This is a genomic window from Pseudomonas sp. SMN11 (assembly GCF_052041945.1).
Taxonomy (GTDB): Bacteria; Pseudomonadota; Gammaproteobacteria; order Pseudomonadales; family Pseudomonadaceae; genus Aquipseudomonas.
In genome coordinates, this window is the sequence record NZ_JBKGGW010000021.1 from 55,553 (window position 1) to 76,123 (window position 20,571).

A 20,571-nucleotide genomic window follows, 5' to 3' on the forward strand; every position below is an offset into this window, starting at 1 on the left:
AACACTGACACCGGCCCTTCACCCGGAAACGTTCGTGGCCGAGGACGCCACGGTCATTGGCGATGTCACCCTGGAGCAGGGCGCAAGCGTGTGGCCGCAGGCGGTGCTGCGCGGTGACAACGAGCCGATCCGCATCGGCCAGCACAGTAATGTGCAGGAAGGCGCAGTGCTGCATGCCGACCCAGGCTTTGCCCTGACCGTGGGCCGCAACGTTACCATCGGCCACCAGGCCATGCTGCACGGCTGCAGCATCGGCGATGGTGCGCTGGTCGGGATCCAGGCCGTGGTGCTCAATGGCGCGGTGATCGGCCGCAACTGCCTGGTCGGTGCCGGCGCCGTTGTCACCGAAGGCAGGGTGTTCCCCGACAACTCGCTGATCCTCGGGGCACCCGCCAAGGTGGTGCGTGAACTGAGCCCTGAAACCATCGCCGGCATGCACGCCAATGCCGCCGAGTACGTGCGCAAGGGCCAGGCCTTCAAGGACAAGCTCGTGCGCATTGGCTGACCCGTTGCACGCGGTGCCCACACCGGGCGCCGTCGCTCTCCAATAACTACAAGAATGGAGATCCACCATGGTTGCCTTGACCGGCGAAGTGGCGCGCGAGCGCGCCGACAGCCACATCGATGAACTGCTGCTATACCGTCGCGTGGCCTGGCGCATCATGCCGCTGGCCATCATCTGCTTCCTGTTTTCCTACTTCGACCGCATCAACATCAGCTTTGCCAAGACCCAGATGCAGGCTGAACTGGGCCTGAGCGACGCCGCCTATGGCCTGGCCGCGAGCATGTTCTTCATCGGCTACGTGCTGTTCGAAGTGCCGAGCAGTCTGGGCCTCAAGCGCTACGGGGCGCCGGCCTGGATCTGCCGGATCATGGTGTCCTGGGGCCTGGCCACGGCGGCATTGGTGTTTGCCTACACCCAGTACACGCTGTATTTCCTGCGTTTTCTGATCGGGGTGATGGAGGCCGGTTTCGGCCCGGCGATCCTGTTCTACCTGGCCTGTTGGTTCCCCCGCAAGCACCTGGCGAAGATGAACGGCCTGTGGTTCCTCGCCGTGCCCCTGGCTGGCGCGGTGGGCGGGCCGGCAGCGGGCTTCCTGCTGGGGACCATGGACGGTGTGCTGGGCTTGGCGGGTTGGCACTGGCTTTTCCTGATGTCGGGGTTGCCGTGCGTGCTGCTGGGCGTGCTGGTGCTGTGCAAGCTGGACCGCGACATCGCGTCGGCCCGCTGGCTAAGCCGCCAGGAGAAAGACCTGCTGTTGGAGAACCTGGCCCAGGACCGGCGCGTGCAGAAGCCGGTGCTGGGGTCGATCTGGCGGGTGCTGCTGACCCGTGAAGTGGCGATCATGGCGTTCATCTACTACGTGGTGAAAACCGCTTCCTACGGCCTGAATTTCTGGATGCCGCACCTGATCAAGTCGTCCGGCGTGCAGGACATGCTCTGGGTTGGCATGCTGTCGGCACTGCCCTATGCGGTGGCCTGCATCGGCATGGTGCTGCTGACCCGGCGCTCCGACCGCACCGGGGAACGCAAGCGCTACCTGGTGTATTGCCTGCTGGCGTCGGCGCTGGGCTACCTGCTGGCCTGCCTGTACGCGGACTCGTCCTGGGCGATGATGGCGGCGCTGGTGCTGGCCACGGCGGGCACCTTCATCGCCATCCCGATCTTCTGGACCATTCCGCAGTCCACTTTCTCGGGCCTGGCCATCGCCACCGGCACGGCGGCGATCAACTCGGTCGGCCAGCTGAGCGGCATCGTCGCACCGGTGATGGTCGGCAAGATCAACGACCTTACCGGCAGCAGCTATATGGGAATGCTGTCGATTGCCCCGCTGATCCTGATCGCCTGCCTGGTGGTGATGCGCTACGTCAAAAACCCCAAAGCCTGAACCGCAACGCTTTCCAACAAGAACAACAAGGCGTAACCATGAACATTTCCCTCTCCCGGCGGGCATCGCTGATGCTCGCGGCGCTTGGCTGCGCGTGCCAGGTGGCCCAGGCAGGCTTTGTCGACGATGGCAAGGGCAGCCTGGAGCTGCGCAACTTCTACTTCGACCGCGATTTCCATGGCGCTACCGCCACCCAGTCGCGGCGCGGCGAGTGGGCCCAGGGTTTCATGCTCAAGTGGCAGTCAGGCTATACCGACGGGGTTGTCGGCTTTGGCCTGGATGCAGCCGGCATGCTGGGCATCAAGCTCGACTCTTCGCCAGACCGCAGCGGCACCGGGCTGTTGCCGCGGGGCAGCGACAAGCGTGCGGCGGACGAGTATGGCAAGGCGATTGCCACGTTCAAGGCGAAGCTGGCGCGGACCGAGCTGCAGGTCGGCGGCCTGAGCCCGCAGTTGCCGCTGCTGGCGTCGAACTACAGCCGACTGTTCCCACAGTGGTTCAACGGGGCGCAGCTGGTCAGCAAGGATCTGGACGCTTTCACCTTCACCGTGCTGCAGGTCGATGCGACCAAACTGCGCGATTCAACCGATTTCGAAGACCTGACGGCGATGGCGCAACAGGGCGCCTATTCAGCGACGGTGAGCAGTGACCGGCTGTATTACGCCGGGGCCGATTACCAACCGCTGAAGAACTTGACCGTGAGCCTGCACACCAGTGAGCTGGAAGACCTGTTTCGCCGTGATTACGCGGGTTTCAAGTACCGCATCGGCGCGGGGCCGGGTGAGGCGTTCACCGAATGGCGCTGGTTCAACGCCCGGAAACAGGGCAGGGCGTTGCTGGGGGAGGTGGACAACCGCACCTTGAGCACCAACTTTGGCTACAGCTTGCACGGCCATACCTTCAGTGGTGGCTACCAGAAGGTCAGTGGCGATACCGCCTACGCCTATGTGGGCGGCACGGATACCTACCTGTTCAGCGAGCAGCAGGTCAGCACCTTCGCGTTGGCCAACGAGCGTGCCTGGATGCTGCGCTATGACTACAACTTTACCGCTTTGGGCATTCCTGGACTGACGTTCAACGTGCGCTACGTGAAGGGTGACCAGGTCGACCCACAGCGCATTGCCACGAGCAAGGGCAGGGCGCTTGAGGCAAGGGGTGGTGAGGGCGAGGAATGGGAGCGGACTACGGACATCACCTATGTGGTGCAGTCGGGGCCATTCAGGAGCGTGTCGCTGCGCTGGCGCAATGCGAGCATGCGCCCGAACTTTGCCGATGCGGCGGACGAGAACCGGGTGATTGTGGGCTACACCCTCGATTTCTAAGGTGTGGCAGCTCTTTTGTGGGAGCCGCGCTTGCCGGCGATGGACCGCACAGCGGCCCCAGGATTGCCGAGGCCTCAAAGAACTTGTAGGCAACAGGCGAGGGCTTCGCCCTCGATCGCCGGCAAGCGCGGCTCCCACAGGGGCGAGTGTCGAGGCTCAGGATGTCGCAGGCTTTGAAACCGGTTTCAAAACGTTTCCAAACCAGCTAGATTACGCGGCTTTGCCGGCCCCGGCCGGACACCAGATGGCGCAATCCAAGGCCGCTCCAATGCTGATGAGGACCCGAAATGCCTGAGCATGCCCCCGACAACCCGCGCCGGGACTTCCTGCGCAAGACCTTGACCTTGATTCCGGTGGTCACCGTGGCCAGTACCGGCCTGGGTGCCAGCCAGTTGTTGGCCGAGCCCGTGCGCGAACCCAAGGTGCCGGCCACACCCCCTGCGGGCAACTATCAGCCAACCTTCTTCACCGCCGAAGAGTGGGCCTTCGTGCAAGCGGCCGTGTCGCGCATCATCCCCGCCGACGAACTCGGCCCCGGCGCATTGGAGGCGGGTGCCGCCGAGTTCATCGACCGCCAGATGAACACCCCTTACGCCACCGGCGCCCAGTGGTACATGCAAGGTCCGTTCAAGGCAGATGCCGCCCCGGAGCTCGGCTACCAGCTGCAACTCAGCCCGCAACAGATCTACCGCCTGGGCATCGCCGCCACAGAGGCGTGGAGCAAAAACGCCAGCGGTAAAACCTTTGCCGAACAAGATAGCGCTACCCGCGACAAGATTCTCGGCAAGATCGAAGCCGGTGACATCGTTTTCGAGCAGCTGCCGGCCAAGCTGTTCTTCAGCCTGCTGGTGCAGAACACCCGCGAAGGCTTCTTCTGCGACCCGATTCACGGCGGCAACAAAGGCATGGTCGGCTGGACACAGATCGGCTTCCCGGGTGCCCGGGCAGATTTCATGGACTGGGTCGAGCGCAACGAGCCGTACCCGTTCCCGGCAGTTTCGATTCGCGGCGAGAGGGCGTAAGGCATGGCCAATGCAATGAAGAAGGCGGACGTGGTGATCGTCGGTTTCGGCTGGGCTGGCGCGATCATGGCCAAGGAGCTCACCGAAGCCGGCCTGCAGGTGGTGGCGCTGGAGCGCGGGCCGATGCAGGATACCTACCCGGATGGCAGCTACCCGCAGGTGATCGACGAACTGACCTACAGCGTGCGCAAGAAGCTGTTCGTCGATGTGTCGAAAGAGACCGTCACCATCCGCCACAGCATCAACGATGTCGCGCTGCCCAACCGTCAGCTCGGCGCCTTCCTGCCGGGCAAGGGCGTCGGCGGCGCAGGGCTGCATTGGTCGGGCGTGCACTTTCGGGTAGACCCGATGGAGCTGCGCATGCGCAGCCACTACGAAGAGCGCTATGGCAAGCGCTTCATCCCGGAAGACATGACCATTCAGGACTTTGGCGTCAGCTACGAGGAACTCGAGCCGCATTTCGACTTTGCCGAAAAGGTCTTCGGCACCTCCGGCCAGGCCTGGACGGTCAACGGCAAGCGGGTTGGCGAAGGGAAGGGCGGCAACCCCTATGCACCTGACCGCTCCAACCCGTTCCCGCTGGAATCGCAGAAGAACGTGGTCTCGGCCAAGCTGTTCGAAAAGGCGGCGGCCAGCCTCGGCTACAAGCCCTACAACCTGCCGTCGGCCAACACCTCCGGGCCGTACACCAACCCGTACGGCGCGCAGATGGGGCCATGCAACTTCTGCGGCTTCTGCAGCGGCTACGTCTGCTACATGTACTCCAAGGCCTCGCCGAACGTGAACATCCTGCCGGCGCTGCGCCAGGTGCCGAACTTCGAGCTGCGCGCCAACGCCCATGTGCTGCGGGTGAACCTGGACGATAGCAAGCGCAAAGCCACCGGCGTGACCTACATCGACGCCCAAGGCCGCGAAGTGGAGCAGCCGGCGGACATCGTCATCCTCGCCGCGTTCCAGTTCAACAATGTGCGCCTGATGCTGCTGTCCGGCATCGGCAAGCCTTATGACCCGGTCAAGAACGAAGGCGTGGTCGGGCGCAACTTCGCCTACCAGAACATGGGCACGGTCAAGGCGTTCTTCGACAAGGACACCTACACCAACAACTTCATCGGTGCCGGCGGCAACGGCGTGGCCATCGACGACTTCAACGCCGACAACTTCGACCATGGCCCGCACGGCTTCGTCGGCGGCTCGCCGATGTGGGTCAATCAGGCCGGCAGCCGGCCGATCGCCGGGGTCGCCAACCCGCCCGGCACCCCGGCCTGGGGCAGCGCCTGGAAGAAGGCCACCGCCGACTATTACACCCACCAGGTGTCGATGGACGCCCACGGCGCGCACCAGTCGTACCGCGGCAACTACCTCGACCTCGACCCGACCTACCGCGATGCCTACGGCCAGCCGCTGCTGCGCATGACCTTCGACTGGCAGGAAAACGACATCAGGATGAACCAGTTCATGGTCGACAAGCTGAGCAAGATCGCCCAGGCGATGAACCCCAAGTCCATCGCCGTGCTTGGCAAGAAGGTCAAGGAACACTTCAACACCGCCAGCTACCAGACCACCCACCTCAACGGTGGCGCGATCATGGGCAGTAACCCGAAGACCAGCGCGCTGAACCGCTACCTGCAGAGCTGGGACGTGCACAACGTGTTCGTCCCCGGTGCTTCGGCATTCCCCCAGGGCCTGGGCTACAACCCCACCGGCCTGGTGGCGGCGCTGACCTACTGGTCGGCCCGGGCGATCCGCGAGCAGTACCTGAAGAACCCCGGCCCGCTGGTCCAGGCTTGAGGAGCGATGAACATGAAGAACCTGTTGATCGCAACCTTGCTGCTGGGCGCCACGGCGGCGGCCCAGGCCGATGATGCCTTGGTGAAGAAGGGCGAATACCTGGCCCGTGCGGGTGACTGCGTGGCCTGCCATACCGCCAAGGGCGGCAAGCCCTTTGCCGGCGGGCTGCCGATGGAAACTCCGATCGGTACGGTGTACTCCACCAACATCACTCCGGACGCCAGCGGCATCGGCCAGTACAGCTTCGCCGACTTCGACCAGGCGGTGCGCAAGGGCGTTGCCAAGGACGGCAGCACATTGTACCCGGCGATGCCGTACCCGTCCTACGCGCGGGTCAGTGACGACGACATGCAGGCGCTGTATGCGTACTTCATGCAAGGCGTCGAGCCGGTCGCGCAGCCCAACAAGGCGACCGATATCCCCTGGCCGTTGAGCATGCGCTGGCCGCTGTCGATCTGGCGCGGGTTGTTCGCCCCCGAGGTGCAGGCCTGGCAGGCACCCGCCGGTGCAGACCCGGTGGTCAGCCGTGGCGCCTATCTGGTCGAAGGCCTGGGCCATTGTGGCGCCTGCCACACCCCGCGCGCCCTGACCATGCAGGAAAAGGCCCTGAGCCCGGCAGATGGCGAGCAGTTCCTGGCTGGCAGCGCACCGCTCGAAGGCTGGATCGCCAAGAACCTGCGCGGCGACCACAAGGACGGCCTGGGCAGCTGGAGCGAAGAGCAGCTGGTGCAGTTCCTCAAGACCGGCCGTAGCGAACGCAGCGCGGTGTTCGGCGGCATGAGCGATGTGGTCGAGCACAGCATGCAGCACCTGAGCGACGCCGACCTGACCGCCATTGCCCGCTACCTGAAGACCTTGCCGCCGAGCGACCCGAACGACCAGCCGCACGTGTATGACAAGCAGGTCGCCGATGCCTTGTGGCAGGGCAACGACAGCAAGCCGGGGGCGTCGGTGTACATCGACAACTGCGCGGCCTGCCACCGGACCGATGGTCACGGCTATACCCGGGTGTTCCCGGCGCTGGCGGGCAACCCGGTGGTGCAGACGGCGGATGCCACCTCGCTGATCCATGTGGTGCTGGCGGGCGGGACCGTGCCGGCGACGCACACGGCGCCGTCGAACTTCACCATGCCGGCGTTCGGCTGGCGCCTGAGTGACCAGGAAGTGGCGGATGTAGTCAATTTCATTCGTACCAGCTGGGGCAACCAGGGCAGCCCAGTCAGCGCCGCTGATGTGAAACCCCTCCGGTAACTGCACCCCGGTCACCCTGTGGGAGCGGGTTCACCCGCGAATGCGTCGGTGAATTAAACATCGCATTCGCGGGTAAACGCGCTCCTACACTGATCTGTGTACTATTTGGTATATGTATCAATAGGTTAGGTTGTATATCTATTGCGTTGTCTTACCCTCCCTGTGACACTCCTGAAAAAGGGAGGTTGACGAACGCGCAAGGTTTTGCTGTATTGAAACCGGTTTCATTCGCCGTCACCGACAACAATCACAAGGGACCCGCAATGACCGATTCACCCTTCAACCCCCGCGAGCGGGTGACCATCAGCGAAGTGGCACGTGAGGCCGGTGTGTCCAAGGCCACGGTCTCGCGCTACATCGGCGGTGATCGCCAGCTGCTGGCCGACGCCACCGCCAAGCGCCTGGAAGAAGTCATCGAGCGCCTGGGCTACCGGCCCAACCAGATGGCCCGCGGCCTCAAGCGTGGCCAGACCCGCCTGATCGGCATGCTCGTGGCCGACATTCTCAACCCCTATTCAGTGGCCGTGATGCATGGCGTGGAAACCGCCTGCCGCCAGCACGGCTATAGCCTGGTGGTGTGCAACACCAACCGCGACGACGAGCAGGAGCGCCACCACCTGACGGCCCTGCAGTCCTACAATGTCGAAGGGCTGGTCGTGAACACCCTCGGCCGCCACCCCGGCGAACTGCTCAACCTGCAGCGTGACATCCCCATGGTGCTGGTCGACCGGCAATTGCCGGAGCTCAAGGTCGACCTGGTCGGCCTGGACAATGCCGATGCCATCGAGCAGGCCCTGGACCACCTGCAAGCGCAAGGCTATCGCGACATTCTCGCGGTCACCGAAGCGCTGGATGGCACCAGCTCGCGGCTGGAGCGGGTGCAGGCCTTTACCGCGTCGATCAGCAACCGCAATGGCATGCGCCAGCAGCTGCTGGAAGTCGATGCGGGTTTGCCGGCCAAGCTCGGCGCCTTCTTGGCCAGCAAGGGCCATGGCCCGCAGGCGATCTTCACCTTCAACGGCGTGGCGACCCTGGCAGTCACCCGCGTGTTGCACGATTCGGGCTGCAAACTGTTCAGCGAAGTGGGCCTGATTGCCCTCGACGAACTGGACTGGTACCCCCTGGTGGGCAGCGGCATCACCGCACTGGCGCAGCCCACCGAGCGCATCGGCGTGGCCGCGTTCGAGTGCCTGCTCGAACGCCTGCGCGGCAGCCATGATGCGCCGCGACGCATCGATTTCAAGGCACAGCTGATCACCCGAGGGTCCACTCAAGCACACGAATAATCCGCAGGCAGCAGGGCTGCCTGCATGGCTGCAATCAAAAAATGAAACCGGTTTCATAAGGACAACAACAATGCACGCGAACCCCGTTTCCATCAGTCTCTCCAGCTACGGCGCCAGCCTTGTGCGGCAGCGTGGCCAGATGAGTTTTATCGAACTGCTGGCGGCTGCTGGCGTCAGTCGCATCGAACTGCGCGAAGAGTTGTTTGATGAGGTGCCCGACACTGTCGCGCTTTCGGCAGCGATCGCAGCCTCAGGCCTGGAGTGCCTGTATTCCTCGCCGTTGGAGCTATGGACGGCGCAAGGCCAGCCAGACCCGCAACTGCCTGCGAAGTTGGCACTGGCCAAGGCCCTGGGCGCCGTGGCGCTGAAGGTTTCACTTGGGCATTACCACGAGCAATTCGATGTCAGCGCCTTGCAGGCTCTGCTGCGCGAGGGTGATCCTGTGCTGCTGGTGGAGAATGACCAGACCCCACAAGGTGGGCGCATCGAGCCGCTGCTGCGGTTCTTCCAGCATGCCCAGGGCTGGGCGCTGCCGTTGGGCATGACCTTCGACATCGGCAACTGGCAGTGGCAGGGCGAGTCGGCGTTGCAGGCCGCTCGCCAGCTCGGCCGCTGGGTGCGCTACGTGCACTGCAAGGCCGTGCAGGAAGGTGCAGATGGCCGCTTGCACGCCGTACCGCCGAAAGCGGCCGACCTGTTGGCGTGGGAAGCGCTATTCGACGAATTCAGCCCCGGGCTGGTGCGTGCGGTCGAATACCCGTTGGCAAGCGATGACCTGTTGGCGCTGACCCGTGCCCAGGTGCACAACCTGGCGCGGCTGGGTCTGGGCGAGGAGGTGAGCCATGCTTGAGCATGACGTGCTGTGCTTCGGCGAAACCATGGCCATGTTCGTCGCCGAGCACAGCGGTGACCTGGCCAGCGTCGGCACCTTCGGCAAACGCATCGCCGGCGCCGACAGCAACGTGGCCATCGGCCTGGCCCGGCTGGGCTTTCGCGTGCGCTGGCTGAGCCGGGTCGGCGATGACTCGCTGGGGCGTTTCGTGCTCGCCAGCTTGCGCCAGGAAGGCCTCGATTGCAGCCGTGTCGAAGTCGATGGCAGCCGCCCGACCGGCTTTCAGCTGAAAAGCCGCTGCGATGATGGCAGCGACCCGGTGGTGGAGTATTTCCGCGGCGACTCCGCCGCCAGCCGCCTTTCCACCGCGCTGCTCGACCCGGCGCTGCTGCAGGCCCGCCACCTGCATGCCACGGGCATTCCGCCGGCGCTGTCCGCCAGCTGCCGGGCATTGTCCCATGCCTTGATCGACGGCATGCGCGAGGCCGGGCGGAGTATTTCCTTCGACCCGAACCTGCGCCCGTCGCTGTGGCCCGACCGGGCGACCATGGTCCGTGAAATCAACGCCCTGGCCGTGAAGTCCCACTGGGTCCTGCCCGGCCTGGAGGAAGGCCGTTTGCTCACCGGCCAGCACACCCCCGCCGACATCGCGGCTTTTTACCTCGACCAGGGGGTGGAGCACGTGGTGATCAAGCTGGGCGATGCGGGGGCCTACTACCGCAATGGCCAAGGTGCGGGGCAGGTCGCCCCGGTGCCGGTGGCCCAGGTGGTGGACACCGTAGGTGCTGGCGATGCGTTTGCCGTCGGCGTGGTCAGCGCGCTGCTCGAAGGCCGCCCGCTGGCCGACGCGGTGGCACGCGGCAACTGGTGCGGCAGCCGCGCCGTGCAATCCCGTGGCGACATGGAAGGCCTGCCATACCGTCACCAACTCCACGCGCACGAACTGCGCAGAAGTGCCTGAACCGCTGAATGCCGGCTTGCCGGCCCTGTTGCGACAAAAACAACAAGCTCAGGAGAACGTTTCATGCAATCGACTCGCCTCGCACCACGCCGCTGGTGGTACATCATCCCGATCGTCTTCATCACATACAGCCTGGCCTACCTGGACCGCGCCAACTACGGTTTTGCCGCAGCCTCGGGCATGGCCGACGACCTCAAGATCACGCCTGTACTGTCCTCGCTGCTGGGAGCGCTGTTCTTCCTCGGCTACTTCTTCTTCCAGGTGCCCGGCGCGATCTATGCCGAAAAGCGCAGTGTGAAAAAGCTGATCTTCGTCAGCCTGATCCTCTGGGGCGGCCTGGCGACCCTGACCGGAATGATCAGCAACGTCTACCTGCTGATCGCCATCCGCTTCCTGCTCGGCGTGGTGGAGGCTGCGGTGATGCCGGCCATGCTGGTGTACCTGTGCCACTGGTTCACCCGCGCCGAGCGCTCGCGGGCCAACACCTTCCTGATGCTCGGCAACCCGGTGACCATCCTGTGGATGTCGGTGGTGTCGGGCTACCTGATCAAGCACTTCGACTGGCGCTGGATGTTCATCATCGAGGGCCTGCCGGCGGTGCTCTGGGCGTTCATCTGGTGGCGCCTGGTGGATGACCGGCCAGCCCAGGTGAAATGGCTGAGCGAACAGGAAAAGGCCAGCCTGCAGCAGACCCTGGCGGCCGAGCAGCAAGGCATCAAGCCAGTGAAGAACTACCGCGAGGCGTTCCGCTCGCCACAGGTGATCGTGCTGTCGCTGCAGTACTTCTGCTGGAGCATCGGGGTGTATGGCTTCGTGCTGTGGCTGCCGTCGATCCTCAAGCAGGCAGCGAATGTCGATATCGTCGAGGCCGGCTGGCTGGCATCGGTGCCGTACATGGCGGCGGTGCTGGGCATGATCGGGGTGTCCTGGGCGTCGGACCGGCTGCAGAAGCGCAAGCGCTTCGTCTGGCCACCGCTGTTGATCGCCGCCGTGGCGTTCTATGGCTCCTACGCACTGGGTACCGAGCATTTCTGGCTGTCCTACACGCTGCTGGTGATTGCCGGTGCGTGCATGTACGCACCTTATGGCCCGTTCTTCGCCATCGTCCCGGAGATCCTGCCGAGCAACGTGGCCGGTGGCGCCATGGCGCTGATCAATAGCATGGGCGCGCTGGGTTCGTTCGGCGGGTCGTGGCTGGTGGGCTATCTCAATGGTGCTACCGGCGGTCCGGGCGCCTCATACCTTTTCATGTCGGGAGCGCTGCTGGCCGCAGTGGCGCTGACCGCCGTACTGAAAACCTCACAGACCTCAGGCCGCGCCAAGCGCGGCGGCCCACGCCTGGCCATGAGCCAATAGGAAGCAGCCATGAAGAAACGCATTGTCTTGTATAAACGCCTGTCCGACGCCTTGCTGGCCAGGCTGGAGGAGCAGGTGGAGGTGACCTGGGTGGACACCGGCGCCGCTGATGGCCTGGCGCGTCTGCGCGACGCCTTGCCAGGCGCCCATGGCTTGCTGGGTGCCAGCCTGCGCCTGGGCAGCGAGCTGCTCGACCTGGCACCGCAGCTGGAGGTGATCTCCAGTGTGTCGGTGGGAGTCGACAACTACGACATCGCCGACCTGACACGGCGCGGGGTGATGCTCACCAACACCCCCGATGTGCTGACCGAAACCACTGCCGATACCGGCTTCGCCCTGATCCTGGCCTCGGCACGGCGGGTGGTGGAACTGGCCGGCTGGGTGCGTGAGGGGCAATGGCAGGCGAGCCTGGGGCCTGCGCATTTCGGCACCGATGTGCATGGCAAGACCCTGGGTATCGTCGGCATGGGGCGCATTGGTGAAGCGTTGGCCCGGCGCGGCGCTGCTGGGTTCGGCATGCGTGTGCTGTACCACAGTTCGCGAGCCAAGCCAGAAGTGGAGGCGCGTTATGCAGCGCGTTACTGCAGCCTGGATGTGTTGCTGGCCGAGGCGGATTATGTGTGTCTGACGGTGCCGCTCAGTGCCAGCACCGAGGGCCTGATCGGCGCCCGCGAGCTGGGGTTGATGAAGCCCGAGGCGATACTGGTGAACATTGCCCGTGGGCGAGTGGTGGATGAAGCCGCGCTGATCGAGGCGTTGCAGCAGAAGCGGATTCGCGGGGCAGGGCTGGATGTGTTCGTGCAGGAGCCATTGGCGGTTGGTTCGCCACTGTTGCAGCTCGATAACGTGGTGGCGACGCCGCATATCGGCTCGGCGACCCATGAGACGCGGGAGGCCATGGCGCGGTGTGCGGTGGACAATCTGCTAAGTGCCCTGGCAGGCCAACGCCCGCCGAACCTGGTCAACCCGATCTATCAGCAAACTTAGGACCCTGTGGAAGCCGCGCTTGCCGGCGATGGGCCGCGGAGCGCCCCCCTAACTGTGAATGGGGCCTGCTTTGCAGCCCATCGCCGGCAAGCGCGGCTCCCACAGGGTTATGTGTGAACCTCAAGCGCTTACTTGAAATCCCACTGCATCTGGGTCGCGATACTGACCCCGCTGGACGACTTCACGCACACATCCAGATAGTCGGTAAAGCGTGGCGGCACGGCAATGCCTTCCTCAAGCAGGCGGCTGTTGTCGAACAGGTAGTTGAGGTCGGCGAAGCCGCTGTACAGGCGCAGGGCTCGCAGCACCAGGCGCGGGTTGGCCGGGCCGATGCGCGCTTCGAAGTCCTGCGCCAGGCTCTTCAGGTCATCGACATCGACCTTGCGGTAACGCTCGCCCACCGGCTGCGCGCCGTTGGCATGGGCGAAAGCCTGGTCGATCTCGCCAAAGGTGCAGGCGGCCTGGTGGCCAGCCGAGATGTGGTACAGGTTGTGCTCCAGGCGTGGCTTGAGGGTGAGGCCGATCAGCGCCTCGGCGCAGTAGTCGACCGGGATCACGTCGATCTGCTCGTCCAGCTCGCAGGTGAAGCTCTCCAGTGCGAAGCCCATGCGGAACACCCAGAAGATGCTGGCCGAGGCCTGGCAACCGAGGGTGCGGTGGCCCACCACGATGGACGGGCGCGCCACCACCAGCGGCAGTTGCGGCAGCTGCTCGCTCATGCGCCGTTCGATCTCGGCCTTGGATGCGGTGTAGTCGACCAGCTGCTGCTCGGCGGCCGGGAACTCCCACGATTCGCTGATTGGTGACTCGCGCTGCGGGCCGCAGCTCATCGCCGTGCCTACGTGCAGGAAGCGCTTGAGGCGCGTCGAGCGGCTCATCACCTCGGCGAAGGCGTAGGTGCCGTCGACATTGACCGGCCAGATGTTCGGGTTCTTCGAGAACGAGGCCACCGCCGCACAGTTGATCACCCGGTCGATCTGCATCAGCCGCGGCGTGGCCTCGGCCAACCAGCGGGTATCGAGGAAGTCGCCGCACAGGATCTGGTCGGCGCGCAAGGCCAGGCAGTCCTGCTCGTCAACGCCGTGTTGGCGCAGGTTGTCGCGCAGGCGCTCGAGGCCTTGCTCCTGGCTGTCGGCGCGCACCAGGAAACACAGGTTGGCGCTGCGGCCATTGGCAATCAGTTGGGCCGTTACCGAACCACCGAGAAAACCGGTGGCGCCAGTCAGCAGCATATGTTCGTGCAGATCGAAGTTGATATGTGGGGCAGGCGCGTTCATAAACTTCCTCTGAAAAGTTTATTGGCGTGGATCGAGGTTTGAGCTCATGCCTGGAGCGCGCAGGGACTGGCGTTCAGCTCGGAGCGAGGGGATTGTCAGGGCGTTGGGAGGGAAGTTGCAATTAACGAAATGCGGGTTTCATATGAAACAAAAGTTAATGAAAGTTTTAGCGTTCATTAATTAAAAGATGCGCATTGCAAGGATGCCAGAGTCTTTGTTGGCAGTAAGTGAGACGAATGTGAAAAATACCTTTGGCTTTTGAGGGAGCAGGTAAGCCTGCCCCCTCAGAGGGACATTTATCCTGTGGTCAGTTCGCTGGCCAGGGGTTCAGGCGCGATGGCTGGCGCAAACACCTGCTCATTGCTGCGCAAGCTGCGCATCAGGCTGTACCCGGTCAGCAGCATGTAGATAGCAATCGGCAGGCCGACCACGATGCTGGCCATCTGGATTGCCAGCAAGCCCCCGGCGATCACCAGGCTGGCCGCAATCGCCCCTTCCAGCACGCACCACAGCACGCGTATCCAGTTGGGCGGGTCGATGCTGCCCAGTGAGTTGAGCATGCACAGCACCTGGGTACCGGCATCGGCTGCGGTCACGAAGTGTACCGCCAGCAGCAGGCAGATGATCACGCTCAGCACCGCGCCCAGGGTCGGGCCGTCGAGGCGGTCGAGCAGGGTGAACATCGCCGTGGTGGTTTCCTTGCGCGTGGCCTCGAGAATCGGCCCGCCCTGGAAGGCACCGGCAGCGGTCTGCTCGGCGACCGGCAGTTTTTCGTAGGCGTGGCGCACCTGTTGTTCATCCTTCAGCGCAGTGCCGCCGAACACCGCCATCCACAGGATGGTCACCACAGTTGGAACCAGCAGCGCGCCGAATACCAGTTCGCGAATGGTCCGGCCACGGGAAATACGGGCGATGAACAGGCCCACGAACGGCCCCCAGGTCATCCACCACGGCCAGTAGAAAGCGGTCCAGCTCTTCTGCCAGGCGCTGTCGGACTGGGCATCGGTCCAGAAGCTCATCCCGATGATGTTCTGCGCGTAGTCACCGGCCGACTCGAACAGCAGGTTCATGATGTAGTTGGTTGGGCCCAGGCCTAGCACCACCAGCATCAGGCCCAGGGAAATCCACATGTTCAGGGTCGACAGGCGCTTCATGCCTTTGGACACTCCGGCCACCAGCGAGATCGAGGCAATCACCGTGACCACGGCGATGATGCTCAGCTTGAACGACAGGCTGACCGGGGTCCCGAACACCTGGTGCATGCCCATGTTGATCTGCTCGACGCCCAGCCCCAGCGACTGCGAAACCCCAAACGCGGTCACCGCGCCGCCGATGATATCGACGGCATGGCCGATCGGCCCGTAGATGCGGTTGCCGATGATCGGGTAGAGGATCGAACGCAGCGCCAGCGGCAGGCCTTCGCGGTAGGCGAAGTAGGCCAGGCCCAGGCCGATCACGGTGAAGATCGCCCACGGGTGCAGGCCCCAGTGCAGCAAGGTGATGCGCATGGCCATCGACGCCGCCTGGTCGGTCAGGCCTGGAGTGAACGGGTTGCTGGCATAGTGCAGGACGGGTTCGGCAACCGACCAGAAGATCAGCCCCACGCCCATGCCGGCGCTGAACAGCATGGCGATCCAGGCGGCGAAGCTGAATTCCGGCTTTTCGTCGGGGCGCCCGAGTTTCAGTGTGCCGTGGCGGCTGAAGGCGATGTACACCAGCATCCCGAGGATGCCGCTGACCAGTGCCAGGTAGAACCATTTGAGGTGGTCGAGGATGGCGTCGGAGGCGCCTTTGAACACCCCCGCAGCCTGGTCGCCGTGGGCAGCGCAGAGCACCACGAAGGCCACGACAATGGAGAGGGACCCTACCGTCACGATAGGGTTGAGGCCTTTGAAAAGGCCTTGTTTTGCACGCATCGGCTCTATCCTTTTTATTGTTGCAGGCCGGCGCTGGAGCGGCCCGCCTGGCTGCGTCGCGGGTGTTGCAAGGGACTATGGATTCAGAGGTCGATCACCAGGTCTGAAGTGGGGCGGCTGCAGCACAGCAGGCGCAGGCCTTTGTCGATCTCGCGCTGGCGGATGCCGCCGTTGTGGTTCATTTCGACGCTGCCTTCGAGCACGGCAGTCTTGCAGGTGCCGCAGACGCCTTGACTGCAGGAGGAGGGGACCACCGCACCGGCCTTCTTGGCGGCGGCCAGGACAGTCTGGTCGGCGCCCATGGTGAAAGTCTTGCCGGAACGGGCCAGACGCACAGTAAAGGTATCCAGGGGCTGGCCGGGGGCCGCAGGTTCGCGCTCCGCTTGCACCTCGGCGCTGATGTCGAAGCTTTCCTGGTGATAGCGCTCCAGGTCGAAGCCTGCGCCGGCCAGCAGGTCCTTGGCCGCATCCATGTAGCCCTTGGGCCCGCAGGTGAACACCGCGCGTTCCATGAAGTCGGGGATCTGCTGCTGCAGCGCCTCCAGCGACAGGCGCCCGAGCGGCCCGGCCCAGTCCGGCTCGTCACCCAGGCTTTCGCAGAAGAACAGCGTGCGCAGGCGCGGCATGCTGCGCTCAAGGCGTGCCAGTTCGTCGCGGAAGATGATGTCCTTGGGCGTGCGCGCACTGTGCACGAAGACGATGTCGAGGTCCGCGTGCAGGTCGGCAGCAGCGCGGGTCATGGCCATCAGTGGGGTGATGCCAGAGCCGGCCGACAGGTACAGCAGCTTGCGCGCCGGGCCGGCCACCGGGGTGAAGATGCCCGCCGGGCCGGAGGCGGCGAGGGCGCTGCCCGGCTGCAGGTTGTCGTGCAGCCAGTTCGACACCACGCCACCCGGCACTCGCTTGACCGTGATGGAGAAGGTGAACGGCCGGGTTGGCGTCGACGACAAGGTGTAGCAGCGCGACACGCTGTTGCCGTCGATCACCGGCGACACGGTCAGGAACTGCCCGGGCTCGTAGGCGAGGGCGTGGAGGTTCGGGCTGTGGAAGGTGAAGGTCTTGACGTCGTGGGTCTCGTTGACGACGTTCAGGCACTCGATGCGCTGGCTGTCGGCGCTGGCCCACTGGGCACCGTGGGCGGCCCAGTGGTCGGTGTCGGCGAAGCGCTGGTCGGCGCGCAGGCTGGCGATGTTGGCGGTGATGTGCTGCAGCATGCTCATGGCCTCACACTCCGTGCGCGGCGAGGCGCGAGGTGTACCAGCGGGCAAACTGGTCGACGTAGGGTTCGGTGAAGGTGGAGTAGGGACCGGGGACGAAGGCCGGGTCCTGGGTGCCGCTGTGGGTGATGGCGACCAGTGCGGCGTCCTGCTGGGTTGTAGCGACCCAGACTTCGGTCAGGCGCTGCAGGTCGTAGTCCACGCCTTCCACGGCGTCGCGGTGCACCAGCCACTTGGTGCGCACCAGGGTGCGGTCGGGCGACAGCGGGATGATCCAGCTGATCATGGCGTGGTCGCTCATCACATGGGCCCAGGCGTTGTTGCCCCACAGGTGGGTATCGCCGAGGTCGCGACGGGTCAGGTTGCCCAGCAGCTTGCTGCAGGCGACTTTGGTGTCGAGGGTCTGCGATTCGCCGCTGCCGGCAATGATCATGCGTTGGGTGCGGAACTGGGTGGGCGAGCTGTCCTGCAGGTGCTCGACGGTTTCATACAGCAGGCCGTCGCTGGCCCAGTCGGCCTCAATGCCGGCCTTGCGGATCTGGTAGGCGTCGTAGGAGGCGCGGGCTTCCTCGCTCATTTCTTCGAGGCTGACACCGAGGTCCTCGGACTGGTACGAGACGATCAGCTCCGGGTGGGTGCCGGCGCAGTGGTAGCACTCGCGATTGTTTTCCATCACCAGCTTCCAGTTGCCGTTCTCGATGTAGTCGAGCTCAAAGGCAATGCGGGTGTTGGTCAGGTCGAAAGGGGCGAAGCGTGGGCCCATGACCTCTTCGAGGTCGCTGATGTCGTCCGGCGGGTTGTCGGCCAGGCAGATCAGCACGTGGCTGCCGATCACCTTGCAGTGCACCGGGATCAGGCTGCGGCACTTGGGGTCGAAGCCCTTGCCCATGTGGCTGGCGTGTTTGAGGCTACCATCCAGGTCGTAGGTCCACTGGTGGTAGGGGCAGACCAGCATGCCGACGGTGGACTTGCCTGGTTCCTTGAGGCGCGCACCGCGGTGGCGGCAGACGTTGCGGTAGGCGCGGATCTGCTCGTCATCGTCGCGCAGGATCAGCACCGAGGCCTTGCCGATGTCCACGGTGAAGACATCGCCCGGCTCATCGACATCTGCAGTAACGGCAACCTGGATCCAGTGCTTGTTGAAGAAGATGTCCATATCCGTTTCGAAGATATCCTGGCGGCTGTACAACTCGCCATTCATGCCAAAACCGGGTTGGCGTGATTCAACAAGTTCGCGATGGGATTTGATTATCGGGCGGCTCATAGTTGACCTCGGGCACTCTTATTCTTTAATGACCAAACTGCTGGCGGCGATTATCGAAGTGCCCCGCTAGAGCGTCAATGCGCTTAATTTTCCACTTTGCATTACTTCAGGTTATTCAAAAACTGCCACTTTGCAGCCATTGCACCAGTGCCGTCATGTGCGGGTTTTTCGGCCGGCCATGGGGCGCTACCAGGTAGTAGGCCTGTTCCGGGCGCACCGAGAAGGGCTGCAGGCGCACCAGCGCGCCGCTGGCCAGCAGGTGCTCGACCAGCCGGCCCCAGCCCAGGGCAATGCCATAACCCTGCAGTGCCGCGTTGATGGCATCGGTGTACAGGCTGCAGCGCAGGTTGTATTGCAGTGCGCCAGGGGCGCCGCCTTTCTCGCGGAACCAGCTCGGCCAGGCGACCCAGCCTTCGGAGGTGGAGTCCGCGTCCAGCAGCCCGGCGCCCGCCAGTTCTTCCAGGCTGGTGGGCATCGGGTTGCGCGCGAGCCAGGCGGGCGAGCACACCGGGAAGACTTCTTCGTCGAACAGCAAGGTGGCCTCGCCATCGTCCCATTGGCCATCGCCAAAACGCACGTCGAGGTCGCAGTTGCGGGTGCGCAGGTCGCCGGTGAACATCTGCGTGGCCAGGCGCAGCTGCACCTGCGGCAGGGTGCTGGCCAGTTGGTTCAGGCGCGGCATGATGCGCAGCTGCGAAAATGGCGCGGTCGAGCCCAGCACGATTTCCTGGCGGTCGCAGCCCTGGTTGATCTGGTCAAAGGCACTGGCCACCCGTTGCAGTGACTCGGAAATGCTGGCGAACAGGATGTCGCCGGCATCGGTCAGGCTGATGTTGCGGTGTGCGCGGTGGAACAGCAGCGCGCCGAGGTTTTCTTCGAGCACCTTGACTTGCTTGCTGACCGCCGCCTGGGTCACGCCCAGCTCGGTGGCGGCCAGGGTAAAGCTGTTGAGCCGGGCCACGGCCTCGAACTGCAGCAAGGCGGTCATCGACGGGATGATCCGGCGGTAGCCCTTGTGTTTCTGGGCGCCTGATGGGTTGTTCATGGTCGTCCGAATCTTGTTGTTGTATGCAGCGCACGGGCAGGTCGCCCCTGAGCCAGATGATGAGCAGGGCCAAGGGCGGCGGATATTACGGTTATGACAATAAATAGGAGGCCGTGGCGCGACGGGCTGCCAGGGGCGGGGCTTTATAATACAAATTGACACGGATATACAATGCGCCTGTCGAGGGGCACGTTACATTGCCAAAAAAGAAGTTTGCCTCGCTCGCCATTGCGGGCCGCCTGCCAAATCATTGGTCATAAATATAATAATGAGGGTCGTATGTACCAAGGCGATGAAATACTCTCGGTAAAGCATATCTTCAAAGTGTTCGGCAGTAATCCGAACATGGCCATGGAGATGCTGCGCAACGGTGCCGACAAGCACGAAATCTTCAGCAAGACCGGCCACGTCGTCGGCGTGTTCGATGCAAGCTTTTCCGTCAAGCGTGGCGAGATCTTCGTCATCATGGGCCTGTCCGGTTCGGGCAAGTCGACCATGGTGCGGTTGTTCAACCGCCTGATCGAACCCACCTCCGGCAGCATCCACCTCAACGGCAAGGAAATCACTGGGCTCTCCGACAAAGCCCTGCTCGACGTGCGCCGTAAGGAAATGGGCATGGTGTTCCAGTCCTTCGCCCTGATGCCGCACATGAGCGTGCTGGAAAACACCGCCTTTGGCCTTGAAATCGCAGGTGTGCCCGAAGCCGAGCGCCACGGCCGTGCCCGGGAAGCGCTGAGCCAAGTGGGCCTGGCCGGCCACGAGCACAGCTACCCGCACCAGCTCTCCGGCGGCATGCAGCAGCGCGTGGGCCTGGCCCGGGCGCTGGCCAACGACCCGACGATCCTGCTGATGGACGAGGCATTTTCCGCCCTCGACCCGCTGATCCGCAGCGAGATGCAGGGCGAGCTGATGCGCCTGCAGGCCGAGCAGCAGCGCACCATCATCTTCATTTCCCACGACATCGAAGAAGCCATCCGCATCGGCCATCGCATCGCGATCATGGAAGGCGGGCGGGTGGTGCAGATCGGCACCCCGCAGGAGCTGATCAACCAGCCGGCGAACGATTACGTGCGCAGTTTCTTCAAGAGCTTCAACAGCCGCTGCCAGTGTTCGGTGCTGGCGAAGAACGCGCCGTTGCAATCCGTGAGCCGCCATTAA

Annotated in this window: 16 protein-coding genes and 1 pseudogene; 12 read left to right on the forward strand and 5 right to left on the reverse strand. The window is 63.9% G+C overall.

Features of this window, described 5'->3' with window-relative positions; all coding sequences use genetic code 11:
• Positions 1-4: 4 nt before the first annotated feature.
• The 11 genes and pseudogenes from ACLEJU_RS17820 to ACLEJU_RS17870 all read left to right on the forward strand — a co-directional run bounded on the left by ACLEJU_RS17820 (position 5) and on the right by ACLEJU_RS17870 (position 12,694).
• Positions 5-505: a gamma carbonic anhydrase family protein gene (locus ACLEJU_RS17820; RefSeq protein ID WP_435423167.1), complete on the forward strand. Its 501-nt coding sequence runs from the start codon at positions 5-7 to the stop codon at positions 503-505.
• Positions 506-572: 67 nt separating this feature from the next.
• Complete coding sequence (locus ACLEJU_RS17825) at positions 573-1,889, forward strand: MFS transporter (protein WP_435423126.1); 1,317 nt, start codon at positions 573-575, stop codon at positions 1,887-1,889.
• 38 nt (positions 1,890-1,927) lie between these two features.
• Complete coding sequence (locus ACLEJU_RS17830) at positions 1,928-3,211, forward strand: OprD family porin (protein ID WP_435423125.1); 1,284 nt, start codon at positions 1,928-1,930, stop codon at positions 3,209-3,211.
• Between the two features lie 287 nt (positions 3,212-3,498).
• A complete protein-coding gene (locus ACLEJU_RS17835; protein ID WP_435423124.1) occupies positions 3,499-4,233 on the forward strand; it encodes a gluconate 2-dehydrogenase subunit 3 family protein in 735 nt (244 codons plus the stop codon).
• A 3-nt stretch (positions 4,234-4,236) separates the two neighbouring features.
• Complete coding sequence (locus ACLEJU_RS17840; RefSeq protein ID WP_435423123.1) at positions 4,237-6,021, forward strand: GMC family oxidoreductase; 1,785 nt, start codon at positions 4,237-4,239, stop codon at positions 6,019-6,021.
• A gap of 12 nt (positions 6,022-6,033) precedes the next feature.
• The gene (locus ACLEJU_RS17845) at positions 6,034-7,272 is read left to right on the forward strand and encodes a c-type cytochrome (protein ID WP_435423122.1); all 1,239 of its coding nucleotides are present in this window, start codon (positions 6,034-6,036) and stop codon (positions 7,270-7,272) included.
• A 263-nt stretch (positions 7,273-7,535) separates the two neighbouring features.
• On the forward strand, positions 7,536-8,558 hold the full coding sequence (locus ACLEJU_RS17850; protein ID WP_435423121.1) for a LacI family DNA-binding transcriptional regulator: 1,023 nt from the start codon (positions 7,536-7,538) through the stop codon (positions 8,556-8,558).
• A 70-nt stretch (positions 8,559-8,628) separates the two neighbouring features.
• A complete protein-coding gene (locus ACLEJU_RS17855) occupies positions 8,629-9,408 on the forward strand; it encodes a sugar phosphate isomerase/epimerase family protein (protein ID WP_435423120.1) in 780 nt (259 codons plus the stop codon).
• On the forward strand, positions 9,401-10,351 hold the full coding sequence (locus tag ACLEJU_RS17860) for a sugar kinase (RefSeq protein ID WP_435423119.1): 951 nt from the start codon (positions 9,401-9,403) through the stop codon (positions 10,349-10,351). Before ACLEJU_RS17855 ends, ACLEJU_RS17860 begins: the two co-directional genes overlap by 8 nt.
• 63 nt (positions 10,352-10,414) lie before the next feature.
• Positions 10,415-11,699: pseudogene (locus tag ACLEJU_RS17865) on the forward strand (MFS transporter).
• A gap of 17 nt (positions 11,700-11,716) precedes the next feature.
• Entirely contained in the window at positions 11,717-12,694 is a 978-nt protein-coding gene (locus tag ACLEJU_RS17870; protein WP_435423118.1) for a 2-hydroxyacid dehydrogenase, read from the forward strand.
• 128 nt (positions 12,695-12,822) lie between these two features.
• Here ACLEJU_RS17870 and cprA read toward each other — a convergent pair whose 3' ends face one another.
• From cprA to ACLEJU_RS17895, 5 genes are all read right to left on the reverse strand, one after another.
• Positions 12,823-13,971 (reverse strand): cationic peptide resistance protein CprA, encoded by a 1,149-nt coding sequence (gene cprA, locus ACLEJU_RS17875; RefSeq protein WP_435423117.1) that lies wholly within the window; start codon positions 13,969-13,971, stop codon positions 12,823-12,825.
• A 296-nt stretch (positions 13,972-14,267) separates the two neighbouring features.
• Positions 14,268-15,887 (reverse strand): BCCT family transporter, encoded by a 1,620-nt coding sequence (locus tag ACLEJU_RS17880; RefSeq protein ID WP_435423116.1) that lies wholly within the window; start codon positions 15,885-15,887, stop codon positions 14,268-14,270.
• An 83-nt stretch (positions 15,888-15,970) separates the two neighbouring features.
• The gene (locus tag ACLEJU_RS17885; RefSeq protein ID WP_435423115.1) at positions 15,971-17,107 is read right to left on the reverse strand and encodes an FAD-binding oxidoreductase; all 1,137 of its coding nucleotides are present in this window, start codon (positions 17,105-17,107) and stop codon (positions 15,971-15,973) included.
• Positions 17,108-17,111: 4 nt separating this feature from the next.
• On the reverse strand, positions 17,112-18,368 hold the full coding sequence (locus ACLEJU_RS17890) for an aromatic ring-hydroxylating oxygenase subunit alpha (protein ID WP_435423114.1): 1,257 nt from the start codon (positions 18,366-18,368) through the stop codon (positions 17,112-17,114).
• Positions 18,369-18,483: 115 nt separating this feature from the next.
• Positions 18,484-19,413 (reverse strand): LysR substrate-binding domain-containing protein, encoded by a 930-nt coding sequence (locus tag ACLEJU_RS17895; protein WP_435423113.1) that lies wholly within the window; start codon positions 19,411-19,413, stop codon positions 18,484-18,486.
• Between the two features lie 279 nt (positions 19,414-19,692).
• On the opposite strand from ACLEJU_RS17895, the gene ACLEJU_RS17900 reads away from it, so the two are divergent.
• The gene (locus ACLEJU_RS17900; RefSeq protein WP_440776732.1) at positions 19,693-20,571 is read left to right on the forward strand and encodes a quaternary amine ABC transporter ATP-binding protein; all 879 of its coding nucleotides are present in this window, start codon (positions 19,693-19,695) and stop codon (positions 20,569-20,571) included.

Bases quoted from the DNA above. Each gene is read 5' to 3' on its own strand.
- ACLEJU_RS17825 (WP_435423126.1), top strand. From the start codon at position 573: ATGGTTGCCTTGACCGGCGAAGTGGCGCGCGAGCGCGCCGACAGCCAC.
- ACLEJU_RS17830 (WP_435423125.1), top strand. From the start codon at position 1,928: ATGAACATTTCCCTCTCCCGGCGGGCATCGCTGATGCTCGCGGCGCTT.
- ACLEJU_RS17835 (WP_435423124.1), top strand. From the start codon at position 3,499: ATGCCTGAGCATGCCCCCGACAACCCGCGCCGGGACTTCCTGCGCAAG.
- ACLEJU_RS17840 (WP_435423123.1), top strand. From the start codon at position 4,237: ATGGCCAATGCAATGAAGAAGGCGGACGTGGTGATCGTCGGTTTCGGC.
- ACLEJU_RS17845 (WP_435423122.1), top strand. From the start codon at position 6,034: ATGAAGAACCTGTTGATCGCAACCTTGCTGCTGGGCGCCACGGCGGCG.
- ACLEJU_RS17850 (WP_435423121.1), top strand. From the start codon at position 7,536: ATGACCGATTCACCCTTCAACCCCCGCGAGCGGGTGACCATCAGCGAA.
- ACLEJU_RS17855 (WP_435423120.1), top strand. From the start codon at position 8,629: ATGCACGCGAACCCCGTTTCCATCAGTCTCTCCAGCTACGGCGCCAGC.
- ACLEJU_RS17860 (WP_435423119.1), top strand. From the start codon at position 9,401: ATGCTTGAGCATGACGTGCTGTGCTTCGGCGAAACCATGGCCATGTTC.
- ACLEJU_RS17870 (WP_435423118.1), top strand. From the start codon at position 11,717: ATGAAGAAACGCATTGTCTTGTATAAACGCCTGTCCGACGCCTTGCTG.
- cprA (WP_435423117.1), bottom strand. From the start codon at position 13,971: ATGAACGCGCCTGCCCCACATATCAACTTCGATCTGCACGAACATATG.
- ACLEJU_RS17880 (WP_435423116.1), bottom strand. From the start codon at position 15,887: ATGCGTGCAAAACAAGGCCTTTTCAAAGGCCTCAACCCTATCGTGACG.
- ACLEJU_RS17885 (WP_435423115.1), bottom strand. From the start codon at position 17,107: ATGAGCATGCTGCAGCACATCACCGCCAACATCGCCAGCCTGCGCGCC.
- ACLEJU_RS17890 (WP_435423114.1), bottom strand. From the start codon at position 18,368: ATGAGCCGCCCGATAATCAAATCCCATCGCGAACTTGTTGAATCACGC.
- ACLEJU_RS17895 (WP_435423113.1), bottom strand. From the start codon at position 19,413: ATGAACAACCCATCAGGCGCCCAGAAACACAAGGGCTACCGCCGGATC.
- ACLEJU_RS17900 (WP_440776732.1), top strand. From the start codon at position 19,693: ATGTACCAAGGCGATGAAATACTCTCGGTAAAGCATATCTTCAAAGTG.